9 protein-coding genes are annotated in these 14,061 nt (G+C 40.5%); 4 read left to right on the top strand and 5 right to left on the bottom strand.

All coding sequences use genetic code 11. From position 1 onward, the window contains the following. Positions 1–217: 217 nt before the first annotated feature. The 3 genes from HMPREF0659_RS09550 to HMPREF0659_RS09540 are packed head-to-tail and all read left to right on the top strand — an operon-like array spanning position 218 to position 5,885. Positions 218–2,995: a TonB-dependent receptor gene (locus HMPREF0659_RS09550; protein WP_013265430.1), complete on the top strand. Its 2,778-nt coding sequence runs from the start codon at positions 218–220 to the stop codon at positions 2,993–2,995. Positions 2,996–2,999: 4 nt separating this feature from the next. Next, positions 3,000–4,199 (top strand): DUF4876 domain-containing protein, encoded by a 1,200-nt coding sequence (locus HMPREF0659_RS09545; RefSeq protein WP_013265436.1) that lies wholly within the window; start codon positions 3,000–3,002, stop codon positions 4,197–4,199. A 51-nt stretch (positions 4,200–4,250) separates the two neighbouring features. Further along, positions 4,251–5,885 carry a DUF6850 family outer membrane beta-barrel protein gene (locus HMPREF0659_RS09540; protein WP_013265620.1) on the top strand — a complete coding sequence of 545 codons (1,635 nt, stop codon included), beginning with the start codon at positions 4,251–4,253 and terminating at the stop codon, positions 5,883–5,885. Positions 5,886–6,136: 251 nt separating this feature from the next. Here the strand turns inward: HMPREF0659_RS09540 and HMPREF0659_RS09535 are convergent, their stop codons facing one another. Continuing rightward, positions 6,137–6,484: a DUF4491 family protein gene (locus HMPREF0659_RS09535; protein ID WP_004359509.1), complete on the bottom strand. Its 348-nt coding sequence runs from the start codon at positions 6,482–6,484 to the stop codon at positions 6,137–6,139. A gap of 188 nt (positions 6,485–6,672) precedes the next feature. Here HMPREF0659_RS09535 and HMPREF0659_RS09530 point away from each other — a divergent pair, with 188 nt between their 5' ends. Beyond that, complete coding sequence (locus HMPREF0659_RS09530; protein ID WP_013265103.1) at positions 6,673–8,418, top strand: phospho-sugar mutase; 1,746 nt, start codon at positions 6,673–6,675, stop codon at positions 8,416–8,418. 488 nt (positions 8,419–8,906) lie between these two features. On the opposite strand, the gene HMPREF0659_RS09525 is transcribed toward HMPREF0659_RS09530, so the two are convergent. From HMPREF0659_RS09525 to HMPREF0659_RS09510, 4 genes are all read right to left on the bottom strand, one after another. Beyond that, positions 8,907–11,450 carry an ATP-dependent Clp protease ATP-binding subunit gene (locus HMPREF0659_RS09525; protein ID WP_013265236.1) on the bottom strand — a complete coding sequence of 848 codons (2,544 nt, stop codon included), beginning with the start codon at positions 11,448–11,450 and terminating at the stop codon, positions 8,907–8,909. Positions 11,451–11,591: 141 nt separating this feature from the next. Then, positions 11,592–11,723: a hypothetical protein gene (locus HMPREF0659_RS09520; RefSeq protein ID WP_004359506.1), complete on the bottom strand. Its 132-nt coding sequence runs from the start codon at positions 11,721–11,723 to the stop codon at positions 11,592–11,594. Further along, the gene (locus tag HMPREF0659_RS09515; RefSeq protein WP_013265287.1) at positions 11,713–13,158 is read right to left on the bottom strand and encodes a DUF4270 domain-containing protein; all 1,446 of its coding nucleotides are present in this window, start codon (positions 13,156–13,158) and stop codon (positions 11,713–11,715) included. The genes HMPREF0659_RS09520 and HMPREF0659_RS09515 overlap by 11 nt, the downstream gene beginning before the upstream one ends. A 33-nt stretch (positions 13,159–13,191) precedes the next feature. Next, the gene (locus tag HMPREF0659_RS09510; protein WP_004359504.1) at positions 13,192–14,001 is read right to left on the bottom strand and encodes a glycogen/starch synthase; all 810 of its coding nucleotides are present in this window, start codon (positions 13,999–14,001) and stop codon (positions 13,192–13,194) included. Positions 14,002–14,061 lie beyond the last annotated feature (60 nt).

Raw genomic sequence — 14,061 nt, 5'->3', positions numbered from 1 at the left:
GCGTTAGCACCAGTGTAAATAATGAAAGTTTGGGATACTATTAATTATGAAATAAGATATAAAAAGGTACAGATGCACATTTTGTAAGGCTAAATTACATGATTATTCATAATTATTAGGTAAAGAACACCTAATTTAGAGTATTGCTTAATACTTGTATTTTCTATACCTTTGCAATATGTTTTACAATTAAAGGTATTAATTTCAGGATTTTTAAATGAAAGTAATAAAGCTCATAGCTCTATTGTTTTTGTTGTCGATAGGGCAAATTTTAAGAGCTCAAGGAACATCAAAAGCAGCAGAAAGTCATATTGTTAACATTGTTGTTACCGATAAGAATACGAAAGAAAGTGTGATTATGGCTAACTGTTCGCTTGATCCATTAGGTTCTTTTAATGTAACGGATATAGACGGAAAAGCAGTATTCCAAAAGGTTCCAACAGGCACGTTTACGCTGAAAGTTAGTTATGTGGGTTATGAAACCTATACAACAACGTTCAAAGTAGAGAAAGATTTAACCGTTAATGTTCAGCTTGTTCCAACCTCTTTGGCATTAAAGGAGGTTGTTGTGACGGCAAAGCAGAATGCATCGGGCGCTTCCACGTCTTCTATTATTGGACGTCAGGCAATCGATCACTTACAGGCTTCGTCATTAGCTGATATCATGCAGCTCATTCCAGGTAAAGAGATGGGCAATGTAGACATGACTCAGAAGTCTAATCTACAGCTCCGTACGCTCCGTAATAATAATACAAGTGCTTTTGGTTCAAGCATTGTTGTTGATGGTGTTCCTATCTCTAATAATGGATTGTTGACACAAGGACAATTCTCATCTACGGCTTTTACTGGTACAGATTTGCGTCAGATAGCTGCCGATAACATTGATAATGTAGAAGTAATACGTGGTATTCCTTCTGCTGAGTATGGCGATTTGACAAGTGGTCTTGTGGTTGTTCATTCCAAGGTGGGTGTAACTCCATGGCAAATAAAGGCGAAGGTAAATCCTGCTATGACAAATGCTTCGTTGACAAAGGGATTCTCTTTGAACAAAGCAGGTATAATGAATGTAAACTTAGATTACGCTAAGGCTTGGGGCGACCCACGTCAAAAGACACGCAGTTATAATCGTTATACTTTTAATCTTGGTTATAGTTATGACCTCAGTAAGCGTTGGCACACAGAGACAAAGCTACGCTTGTTATCTGCACAAGACTGGTCGGGTAATGATCCTGATGCTATTCAAGATGGTACGGAAACCAAGAATAAGACCGTAACGGTTGGTCTGACGCATAATGGTCGTATCTCTGTTGATAAGCTTTTTATGCGTTCGCTCAATTATACGTTAGGTCTTAGCTACGGAGAGACAGACAATGTACAAACTGCATTTGTACCTGTTAGCACTGGTTTGCTTCCTATCTTGACATCTAAAGAGACTGGCTATTTCAGCGTACCTTGGAAGACACAGTCTTATAAGGCTACTGGAAGAACAGAGAGCAGACCTGGTAATCTGTTTGCAAAGATTAATGATACCTTCTATTTCAAAGCCGGTAAGACGCGTCAGAACTTTAAAGTTGGTGTGGAATACCGCTATGATTGGAATAGTGGAAAGGGCTATTATAACGATAATGATTTGTTACCACTACAACCAAATAGCAATGGTCGTCCACGTGCTTTCAATGATGTGCCAGGCTTACATCAGATAGCTGCATACGCAGAGGATAACTTCTTGTGGAATATTAATAAGATTAACAGACTGCGTGCGAACCTTGGACTTCGCTTTACAGCCATGCAACCTTTCAGTAATGTTGCTACAACATCGCTTTCTCCACGTCTTAATCTTTCATTAAGCGTTACCCCTTGGCTTGATATTCGTGGTGGAATTGGTATGAATTCTAAGACTCCAGGCTTGGCTTATCTCTATCCTGATACGAAGTATGATGACCGTGTGGCTGCTAACTATTTCCCACAGTCTGATCCATCAGCACAGTTGCTTGTCTATCATACGCAGGCTTACAAGGTAGATTACTCTAAGAACTTGAAGAATGCAACAACTACTAAGGTTGAGTTGGGCGTAGACTTTAAACTGAAAGGTGGTCGTCGTCTGAGTATTCTTGCCTATCGTGACCGTACACCGAATGGTTTTGAATCCTTAGGTGAGTTCTTTGTCTATCCTTATAGTATCTTTACGCAGGCGCAAGGACTGAATATAACACCGGGACAGGCTACAACAATTGATTATACAAACCCTTATCGTACCTTTAATGGCTATATGACAACGGGTGCAGTTGGTAATACAAACACCTCTATTAATAAAGGTTTAGAGTTTGATTTTGAACTTGGAGAGATTCGTCCTTTGCACACATCTTTCTTCTTTAGTGGTGCTTATTCTGAGACAAAGACCTATTCAACAGGTCGCAATACAGAAGCAGTAAAGGCAGCATTATTGTCATCGTCTTATTCAAGTTATAGTGTTACACCATTTAGAGTAGTCTATCCTTCAGGACAAGATTACGAAAAGTATCGTCGTTTCCTCAATACATTGCGTGTCGTAACGAATATTCCAGCACTCAAGATGGTGGCTTCGTTCACAGCTCAGGCAATTTGGTATGACTGGCATACATCCTTTAAAGCAAATAAGAATCCTATAGGTTACTTTGGTGCAGACCTTATTGAGCATCCTATAACAGCGGACATGATGTCAGGTTTCTTGGGTATGGATGGCCAGTATTATGCGTCACGTCCAACAGGAGTTGATGTTGTTGCTATTAATGACCTTACTCTTCGTGTTAGCGATAATAAGCCTTCAAAGTCGCCAATAGAATGGAATTTGCAAGGAAGACTTACTAAACAGCTTAGTAACTTTGGTGGTCTTTCTCTTTATGTGAACAATATGATTTATTATGAGCCATACCTAACAGGCAACAACTCACTAACGTTAAGCCAGCGCAACACGGGTAAGTTTAGTTTTGGTGTAGAGCTTTATGTTAATTTGTAACGATATGAAAGCAATAAAGTATTTATTTTCAATCCTCACAGTAGCGCTTGTTTTTAGTTCTTGTGTAGATTATTCAGATGCTTCAGAGGCTGTAACAGCTAAGGTACAACTTCAACTTCCCGATGAGTTGAATGGTCATATGACATTAGAAGGGCATACCGTTTCCCTCCAATTGAATGGTGTTACCTATTCTACACAGACTGATGCTGCGGGCGTAGCAACCTTCTCTAATATTGTTCCTGATGTCTATAATATCTCTGCTTCATGGGATATAACGTCGTCAGAGTATAATAGAATTACAGGAAGTAGTCAGGTAATTAATGGTGCAACAGTATCAGGTAGTTTGAATTCACAACTTATCAATGGTTCAGAACCTTTACTCCTCACGACCACTCTCTCTGTAAAACGAGATATAGTCATCAGTAAGATATATGCTGCTGGCTCTAAAGACAATAATAATAAGCGCTATGTAGCAGGTCAGTATATTGAACTTTACAATCAATCTAACGATTCTGTAGATGTTGCTGGACTTTATATTGGACTGCTTGAGACGGATGTCCCACAGGCTTATACCCTCGAAAACCTCAAGACAAACTATGCTGATTCAGTCGTATTGGTTAAGCAAGTGTTCCGTATACCAACTGATAAGAGTTATAAGGTAGCTCCAGGTGGAACTGTTCTCTTGGTGAATAGTGCTATTGATCATAGTCTTAACAGTCCGTTAGAGCATAGTCTCTTGAACGCAAACTTTGAAGCAAAGGATGTGAAAGGTAAGATTTTAAACAATCCAGAGGTACCTGCTTTGCAGAATGTCTTTAATATCTATTCGGGTATTTCATACATGAATATCCTCACAACAGGGCAAGGTGTGGTTATATTCCGCTCTTCTGCAGACATCAGTCAACTGAAACTTACTTATAAGTTTGGCAAGACAAGCGGTACACAGTATGGACTTCTACCAAAGCGTTATATTATTGATGGTGTTGATTTCCTTCGTCATAAGGCAACGGGTACAGATGTTGGTGAGAAGCGTCTTTACAATGACATTGATGCTGGTTATATAAGTATTAATGCCACAGCAGGTCTGTCGGGTGAGGTTGTCTATCGTAAGACAGCTTCTACAGCAGCAGGCGGACATAACATTCTCATGGATACAAACAATAGTACTAATGATTTTCAGGTGTCAACATCGGTAACTCCATAATATAAATTCCGTATGTCATCGTCAATCATTATTTATATTAACGATTAGTTTATGAATACTTCACATATAGTTTTAGGCTTATCCAAGTTTGCACAATCCTCACTGCAAAGAGGCTGGGGAAGGCTTTACTTATTGCTATTCACACTCCCTACAATGGCACAGACGCCTTCTGACTCTCTTATGGTTGAGGCTGAATATCGCTTTGCAAGTCTTACACAACTCTGGCATAACACAAACAACGCTTCAGGACTATCTCTTGATGATTCCTCAAACAGAGGATTTGCATCCGTAGGATTCAGTCATCGTGGTGGTGACTATCATCGTGTGCAGGAAGGAGGAGCAATGAATAATCTTCAGTTCTTTACGGAACGTTATCAGAAAATAGGTAAATACCTGTACAGCTATGGTAAGGTAGATTTTAATCTTGGTCGTACAAAGGATCGCGCTTTTGCTGACCAGTATCGCCCTTACAATGCTAATCCCTATCAATCAGGTAGTGCTATCGCTGGAAGTTATGATCATCAGAACCTCGATATGACGGCAGCAGTGGGTACGACAGACTTCTCTGGTTGGCGTTTTGGTCTACAACTAAACTATCAGTTAGGTGACCTTTCCCGACTTCGTGACCCTCGTTCTCGTTCGCAACTGCTTGATTATCGACTGACACCAGCTGTTTCTTACACGATGGGAAACCATACACTCGGCTTGTCGGGTTACTATGATCGTCGTAAAGAGAAGATGGGTCCGTTGGTAACAGTGCAGAGTGATGCTACGTTGACCTATTACCTTCTCTCTGGTATGGAGAATGCAACTGGTACAATCGGTGGATATTCAAGTTTTAATCGTGAATGGGTGAATCACCAATTAGGGACAGAATTTGATTATGGATATCGTTCAGCACGCTTTCAGACATTGAATAGTTTTGGTATAAGTCGTGGTGAAGAGTATGCTTATGGTACTTATAAATATGAGCCGGGCAGATACTTTACTTATCGATACAACGCTCAATCACAAAATCGTTTGTACACGGGTACAATCTTACATCAAGCCGATTTCCGTCTGGATTGGCTGCAAGGCTATGCTGATGAGTATCGTCAGCAGTTGATCATCAAGAATGATCCACAGATAGGAACGACTTCTTACACCTATGAGAAGCAGTTAGAATTCCGCAAACGCTATCAGGTTCGTACGTTCGACTTCGCTTTCCGCTATCGTGCTAACTTCATTAACACTACTTCAATAGCAAGGAGTCGATACTTGACATCTTCTATTAAAGGTTATACAGGCTTTTTAATTGATACACATAAGGCAAGCAATCGTCATCTTTTGCCGCTATCATCGTCTGATTACAGCCGTGTGAACTTTCAATTAGAGAATGGTATCTCGCTGTTTAAGCAACGTCTTATGGCAGATGTAACTCTCGGTTATAGTCTTTCTACACGTGCTGACCTTGAATTGGCAGATAATACTTCCATCCTCGCAGAGCGTGTCTTACTGAAAGACTTACCTTATTATGATGCTAATCTCCTTCATGGAAGTCTACAGGTGATGTATCAGTTCCCACTGACTATAAAGAAATCGCGTTCTATGTGGTTTGTGAAAGCCTTTGGAGACTTTACTTCTGCCAATACTGCAGGACATCCAAACCTGTATAACATTGGTTTTAGTGTAGGTTTGTTTAACTGATATTATAATCTGGGGAAGCACACTTCCTGATTCAAATGATACATTATAACAATCCCGTGATTTCTCTTTTGGAAATCACGGGATTGTATTTTTGAGACTGACTTATAATGCCTAAACAATATTTGAATCATAAGATGCTATCATCTTGACAAGCTATTGTAAGGTAATAAGCCGTTGGCACCATTGGTGTTAAGCCTCCGCACCATATGTGCGGGGCGTTAGCACGATGATAAAAGAAAAGTTGATAGTCTTTATTTCTTATGCTTACAAGGGCATATAGACTCGTCTTTGCTAAGTTTTTCGTAGTGTTCCTTACGTTTAGGATTCATAGGGAACCATCCTTTTAAGACACGCTTCTCCTGTGAGATGAGCTCACCAATTCCCCAAAGGAATGAAGCTCCAAGGACACCGAGTAGAGCAGACCAGAAGATACTTTGTACAAACAAGGCTGCTACACAGCAAGCAATGCCCGCAATGAGCCATAGCCACCAAGGTTTTGTACCGAAATAATACTCTGTTTTTATAACGAGTGGATGGCAAAGTCCAATGATTAAAAACGTACATACTGCGAGGAGTATACCTTCAAAATTTAAATCCATTTATGTAAAGTTTCAATATTAAATATAATTCTTTCATTGAGAAATATGCTATCGAACATATTATTCTTCGCAAAACCTCGGTTTATATAGCTGCAAAAATACAAAAAAAACTCTATTTGCAAGTGTCTTTCTCAGAATTATTGATTACATTTGCAAATACAAGTTGTAAATAAGAAAATACTTAAATTATGAGCAATAACCAAACACTCATCGCACAATGCGAAGAGAAAGCAAGACAGTGGCTGTCTCCTGCTTTTGATGAAGAAACTCGTTCTGCCGTTGAGGCTATGATTAACAATGACGATAAGGCTGACCTTATTGAGTCTTTTTATAAGGATTTAGAGTTTGGTACAGGTGGACTTCGTGGTATTATGGGCGCAGGCTCTAATCGTATGAATATTTATACCGTCGGTATGGCAACCCAAGGCTTTGCTAATTATCTGAAGATTAACTTCAAGGATAAGGAGCAGATTAGTGTAGTTGTTTGCCACGACTGCCGTAACAATTCTCGTCTCTTTGCTGAGACCGTTGCTAATATCTTCTCAGCTAATGGCATAAAGGTTTATCTTTTTGATGATCTTCGTCCTACTCCAGAGTGTTCTTTTGCTATTCGTCATTTGAAGGCACAGGCAGGTGTGAATATTACTGCAAGTCATAACCCACGTGAGTACAATGGTTATAAGGCTTATTGGGATGATGGTGCACAGGTACTTGCGCCACATGACAAGGGTATTATCGACGAAGTAAACAAGGTTAAGGTTGAGGATGTCAAGTTCGAGGGCAATAAGGCTTTGATTCAGATTATCGGCGAGGATGTTGATAAGGTTTATTTGGAGCAGGTAAAGACTATCAGCATTGACCCACAGGTAATTAAGAATCAGCATGATCTTAAGATTGTCTATACTCCTCTGCATGGTGCTGGTCGCGTAATGATTCCACGTGCATTGGCTTCTTGGGGCTTTGACAATGTTCATTGTGTGAAGGAGCAGATGGTTAAAGATGGTAACTTCCCAACTGTTGACCGTCCAAACCCAGAGATTGCAGAGGCTTTGACACTTGGCTTGCGTGATGCAAAGGCTCTCGATGCTGATATCTTGATGGCTTCTGACCCAGATGCTGACCGTGTAGGTATGGCTTGTAAGAATAGCGATGGCGAGTGGGTACTGATTAATGGTAACCAAACCTGTCTTATTTTCTTGTGGTATATTATTACAAATCGTCAGGCTGTGGGCAAGATGAAGCCAACAGACTTTATCGTAAAGACTATTGTTACAACAGAGGTTATCCGCAAGATTGCAGAAAAACAGCACGTAGAGATGCGTGATTGCTACACTGGTTTCAAGTGGATTGCACGCGAGATTGCACTCTCTGAGGGTAAGCAGCAGTATATCGGCGGTGGTGAGGAAAGCTATGGTTTCCTTGCAGAAGACTTCGTACGCGATAAGGATGCTGTAAGTGCTTGTGCTTTGTTGGCTGAGATTTGTGCATATGCAAAGGATCATGGTAAAACTTTGTATGACATTCTTATGGATATCTATATGGAGTATGGTTACAGCCATGAGTACACAATCAATGTTGAGCGTCCTGGTAAGAGCGGTGCTGACGAGATTCAGCAGATGATGAAGAACTTCCGTTCTAATCCTCCTAAGGAGCTTGGCGGTAGCGTAATCGATGTTTATAAGGACTTCCAGAGTCTTGAGATTACAAAGGCCGACGGTTCTAAGGAGAAGATGGATATGCCTGATACAAGCAATGTTCTCCAGTGGTTCTGCACAGATGGTACTAAGGTTAGTGTACGACCATCAGGTACTGAGCCAAAGATTAAGTTCTATCTTGAGATAAAGGATACAATGAATTCTGCTTCTGACTTCCCTGTTTGCGAGCAGCGTGCAGCTGTAAAGATTGAAGCTATCAAGAAGAGTTTGGGTTTGTAATGGTCTATTTTTAGCCTTTGATAATATTTGCGAGGGCTTTGTATTATAATTAAAGCAGGAGTCTCTATAAAGTTTTATTTGTGGAAACTCCTGTTTTTATTGTTCTATACCTTCTTATATATAAATCTTTGGATAGCTTTCTGTCTCTTTTAGCGGGCAACTCTATTTGATATTTTACGTTGTTATGTTATCGTTAAGGGTTAAAAATATCATTACAAAAAAATAAGCATTCTACATGTTTTTTTCTTAATGAAGAGCCTTTTTTACCGTGTCTGTAACTTTCAGTCAATCAATGTGTTGTAAAATAGCATAAGAAAAGGTGCTTAGTTAGACGCTAACTAAGCACCTTTAAGGCTTCAATTAAGCATCTTTTGAACGTCAATTAAGGCTTAATTGGAATGCAACTAAGCATCAATTCATTCTTTGAAGATGACTTTTATATTACAAATTTGGTAAGGGTAGGAGGTGATAATTCCTTCCCTTGTATTTTATTCAGCTGATACAATATCAAACTTTAGTTTCTCACTATCTTTCTCTTTAGATACTTTGATAGTGTCACCAGCCTTGATTTCGCCAGAGAGAATCAGTTCACTCAGTCCATCCTCGATATGATTTTGGATAGCACGCTTCAATGGACGCGCACCAAATTGTACGTCATATCCCTTGCTTGCAACAAACTCCTTAGCTTCATCTGTTATCTCCATTTCGTAGCCTAATTCATGCACACGTTTGAACAAACCCTTGAGTTCAATGTTGATAATCTTCTTGATAGCCTCGAGGTCGAGTTGGTCGAAGGTGATAATCTCGTCCAAACGGTTGAGAAACTCTGGTGCGAACTGCTTGCTAAGACTCTTCTGAATGATAGCACGAGCACGCTCCTTGTCACCCTCACTCTGTGAAAGACCATTCAAGTTTGCTGCCTTAAAGCCGACACCTTGCCCGAATTCCTTCAGCTGACGTGTACCCGCATTTGATGTCATAATAATCACCGTATTGCGGAAGTCTATCAATCGGCCGTTACCATCTGTCAATCGACCTTCGTCAAGTACCTGCAAAAGCATATTGAATACGTTGCCATGTGCCTTCTCTATCTCATCAAGTAAGACAATAGAGTAGGGATGACGGCGTACTTTCTCTGTCAACTGTCCGCCTTCATCATAGCCAACGTATCCTGGAGGCGCACCAACAAGGCGTGAGGTGTTGAAGCTTTCTGTATATTCGCTCATATCAATGCGTATCAAAGCATTGGCAGAACCAAACATCATCTCAGCAAGTCTCTTGGCAAGATAAGTCTTACCCACACCCGTAGGACCTAAGAACATAAATGCACCAATAGGGTGATTAGGATCCTTCAAACCTACACGGTTACGCTGAATAGCCTTTACCATCTTGTCGATGGCTGCATCTTGTGCGATAACAACCTGCTTGAGTTCAGCATCCATATTCTTCAATCGGATGCCTTCTGCCTCCTGCATGCGCTGTACCGGTACGCCTGTCATCATAGAGACAACATCAGCAATGGCTTCTTCATTGATTTCAACCTTATCTTCGGTATCACCTTTCTGCCATTTCTCCTGCTCCTCTTTGAGTGTCTTTTCTAATTCAGTCTGCTTATCACGGAAACTTGCAGCCAACTCAAAGTTCTGATTCTTTACAGCAGCTTGCTTCTTCTCTCGCGTTATTTCAATGTCTTTCTGAATATCGAGAATAGCCTGTGGCACCTTTACATGTTGCAGGTGGATACGTGAACCTGCTTCGTCAATAATGTCTATTGCCTTATCTGGGAAGAAACGATCAGTGATATATCTGTCAGCATACTTCACACAAGCCTTCAGCGCATCTTCTGTATAACTTACATGATGATGTGCTTCATAACGCTCTTTGATATTCTCAAGAATCTGTAATGTCTCTTCAACTGTTGTTGGCTCAACCTGTACCTTTTGGAAACGACGTTCTAAGGCACCATCTTTCTCGATAGACTTACGATACTCGTCAAGTGTTGTTGCACCGATACACTGTATAGTGCCTCTTGCCAAGGCTGGTTTGAGGATATTAGCAGCATCCATTGAACCTGGTGAAGAACCTGCTCCGATGAGTGTGTGAATCTCATCAATAAAGACGATAATGTCTGGATTCTGTTCGATTTCCTTAATCAATGCACGGATACGCTCCTCAAATTGACCACGATACTTTGTTCCAGCCACGACAGCTGTCAGGTCAAGCGTGATGACGCGTTTGTTAAAGAGAATTGGAGAGGTGAGATGCTTCACAATAAGTTGTGCTAAACCCTCGACAATAGCACTCTTACCTACACCTGGTTCACCAATGAGAATAGGATTATTCTTCTTTCTTCTGCCAAGAATCTCACTGACACGCATAATCTCTTTCTCTCTACCTACAACAGGGTCGAGTTTACCCTCGGCAGCTGCTTGAGTAAGATCGGTACCGAAACTATCGAGTACAGGTGTCTTTGATTTTGTACGTGGAGCCTGTGTTGTCTTGGCATTATTGCTGCCTTCAGACGATGAAGATGACATCATATCATCATCCATTTCTTCCTCGTCAGCCATTCCTATACCATTCTTTGGTTGGTTTGCGCGTTGTTGTAACATCGATATTGCGTTGTTATAATTAAACCCATTTTCTTCCATTACCTTCTTTGCACCATTATTAGAAGAATCATGTAATATTGCAAGGAAGAGATGAAGAATATCTACTGTCTGTGCATGTTGTATACGTGCCTCAAGTACAGCTAATTTCAATATGTTATTTGCCTGCTCGTTCAAAAGCATATCAGGCACATAAGAAGTTGGGTCAATTGTTTCCTCCTGAAGTCTTCTTTCTATTTCTTTCTTTATATTATCTATATCAACCTTCCATTGGTTGAATAGTTCCCATACTGGTCCTGACTTCTCTCTCAGAATGGCGAGCATGATATGCTCAGGAGCAACCGATGCACTTGTCAGTCGTTCTGCTTCCTCTCGGCTGAATGAAAGTATTTCAGAGACCTTTGGGGAGAATTGATTCATCATATCCTAACCTTTCTTTTCTTTACTTGTATCTGTGGACAATATGTCCTGTATTAGTAGGGTTTTATAAACAAAAGGTGTGCCAAAAACAAAGAATCGGACATACATGGGTGTTGTAAGTCCGATTCTACATTTTATATTCTATTACAGTGCTTCGTCGTCAGGCTTCTGAAGTTTCGCTTTGGGCTGTCGTCCCAAGTGTTTTTTCTTGCGAAGCCAAGCCGCTTTGCGCTGCTCATATTCTTCACGATGACGTTCCAAGAAGTTATCTGCCATTGAACTTACCGTATATTATCGAAATCTGAATGTTCTTTCCAGTCGATGTGTTTCCCAATAACTTTGTGCTTGAGAGGCCCATGTCGTGAGAAACCTTAGTAATGATCGTTTTCTGAGTACTACCAGAACCTTGTGTTACAGTCTGTAATTCAACTGGTACGATAACAACCTTACCCCATGCAGGCATTGATGTGTTGCGTGAGAAGAGGTTGATAATTCCCGAGATATTGTTGAACACATAGCTGTTCGTTGTCTTGTTGTAACTTGCCAAGAACGAAGTCTTGTTATCAGGTAGACGGTTGTTCGCAAAGAACGACTGTAGACTATCGGCAGCTACCATAACGACATTCTGTGGTATTCCAAACTGATAATCAGATGTTGTACTATTGTTTTCTCGGTAGAGTACAACCTTAGCCGAGTTGATAGAATCGTTTGTATGTCCTGCCATAATGTCAGATACAGGGAGCGTCAACTTTGTAAACAAGCCTGCTGGAGTCTTAAGATAAGTATGACCAGACTCACTTGCTAACTGCTGTAACTTTGTGTTGTCGTTAGAGAAGTTTGTCAACTGAAGGACCTCTTCAGTACTTACAAAGTTGGTTGATATCTCTGATACTTTACCCTTTTGTTTATTCTTGAAGTAAATATTCAACTGTGCAATCTGTATATGTGCCATAGAACCAGAGCCACCATCAACCTTGAAGTAGAATCCTGGACATATTTCATGCAAGAAACGATAAGGATTACGGAATGCAGCAGGGTTCTGCTGATACTTGCGAAGCAGGTAAGTCCCGTAGTTGTTATATGTAACACCGCTCTTATCCTTATACTGTTTGTTTAGGCGAACGATGATGTTACGGTTATAATTTCTTCCATTTCGGATGCTATCAGATTCTGTATAGTCTGCCAGTGTGAATGAACGTTTCTCCGCAATGCCACCCTGTGCAGCTGGACGAATATAGCCTTTTGCTTCTGGATCGAAGTTAGAGTAGTAGGTTACTCCTTCCTCAACAGGCTTTGAAAGTTCGTATGCAGTCAGCTTCATTTGGCTCAGAGAATCACCGTAGTAGGTGCTGTAATACAGTCTTATATCACATGAATCAGCTATAATCTCATTGTTTGCATCGCGACTCATGATAGAGTCCTTTGCTGGCAACTCAAAATTACTAAGCACATGGAACTGAGACATCAGGTTACCTGTAACAGTTGTATTTGTTTCAGGGTCAACCATTCTGCCCAAATATCCAGTTGATGAACGTGCTATAACACTGCCAGCAACCATTGTTTCAGAAGCTACGCTGAAGGTGTCTGCCTTTATAGAAAGTTTGTCGCCATTGTCGATAAGTGAGCCTCCAAGGGTATCTGTAGTATCATCACATGATACCATTCCGATACAAGCTGCAAGCATACAGGCTGCAATGAATTTCTTTCTCATTTAGAATGTCTTAATTGTATGAATCTAAGTGTATCAGAATAATTTATTATAAAATTCTGAATACTTCTCCTTTAGTTCAGCATCATCGATTGCATGTTCCAAAAGCTGCTTATCGTGAGTCTTAGCATAGTTGATAAGATCAGCGTGAGCTTTGTCACTGGTACCAATGACACCATCAGAATAGTCGATAGCCAGTTTACCTAACTCCATGAAATCGAAGTCATCACCATAGTTCTTCAAATACTTAGCCTTTGCCTCACGGAACTCAAGACAATGCTTAAAGTTAGTACCCAAGCTGTCTTGTGGCTGTTCTGCAAAGAGTGAAGTCACAACTTTTGAATTGGCAAACTGTGGCTCATCTTTGTAAGCAGTCTTTACATAGAATGGGATAACAGAAGACATCCAACCCTGGCAATGAATCACATCAGGAGCCCATCTTAGTTTCTTTACTGTCTCCAATACGCCTCTTGCAAAGAAGATAGCACGCTCGCCGTTGTCAGGATAGTCGTTACCCAATTCGTCCTTTGTCATTGCAGGACGCTTTTGGAAATAATCTTCATTATCAATGAAATAAACCTGTATGCGTGTCTGCGGAATACTTGCCACCTTGATAATCAATGGATGGTCTGTATCGTCTATAATCAAGTTCATACCTGAAAGGCGAATAACCTCGTGTAACTGCCCTCTACGTTCGTTTATATTTCCCCATCTTGGCATGAATGTACGGATCTCAAATCCAGCTTCTTGCATGATGTGTGGCATTTCTGAGCCATAGAAAGACATCTCTGTCTCAGGCACATATGGCATGATTTCTTGATTAACAAATAATACTTTTTTTCCCATTCTTTATGTTAGAATTTTTGTTTCTGCAATTACTGCAAGCAAACGCATAGAATGTTAGTC

The sequence above is a fragment of the Prevotella melaninogenica ATCC 25845 genome, assembly GCF_000144405.1.
Classification (GTDB): Bacteria; Bacteroidota; Bacteroidia; order Bacteroidales; family Bacteroidaceae; genus Prevotella; species Prevotella melaninogenica.
The sequence above is the reverse complement of the archived record's forward strand: the minus strand, read 5'-3'. Positions and strand labels throughout refer to the sequence as shown.

Bases quoted from the DNA above. Each gene is read 5' to 3' on its own strand.
- HMPREF0659_RS09515 (WP_013265287.1), bottom strand. From the start codon at position 13,158: ATGAGAAAGAAATTCATTGCAGCCTGTATGCTTGCAGCTTGTATCGGA.
- HMPREF0659_RS09545 (WP_013265436.1), top strand. From the start codon at position 3,000: ATGAAAGCAATAAAGTATTTATTTTCAATCCTCACAGTAGCGCTTGTT.
- HMPREF0659_RS09550 (WP_013265430.1), top strand. From the start codon at position 218: ATGAAAGTAATAAAGCTCATAGCTCTATTGTTTTTGTTGTCGATAGGG.
- HMPREF0659_RS09525 (WP_013265236.1), bottom strand. From the start codon at position 11,450: ATGATGAATCAATTCTCCCCAAAGGTCTCTGAAATACTTTCATTCAGC.
- HMPREF0659_RS09510 (WP_004359504.1), bottom strand. From the start codon at position 14,001: ATGGGAAAAAAAGTATTATTTGTTAATCAAGAAATCATGCCATATGTG.
- HMPREF0659_RS09520 (WP_004359506.1), bottom strand. From the start codon at position 11,723: ATGGCAGATAACTTCTTGGAACGTCATCGTGAAGAATATGAGCAGCGC.
- HMPREF0659_RS09530 (WP_013265103.1), top strand. From the start codon at position 6,673: ATGAGCAATAACCAAACACTCATCGCACAATGCGAAGAGAAAGCAAGA.
- HMPREF0659_RS09535 (WP_004359509.1), bottom strand. From the start codon at position 6,484: ATGGATTTAAATTTTGAAGGTATACTCCTCGCAGTATGTACGTTTTTA.
- HMPREF0659_RS09540 (WP_013265620.1), top strand. From the start codon at position 4,251: ATGAATACTTCACATATAGTTTTAGGCTTATCCAAGTTTGCACAATCC.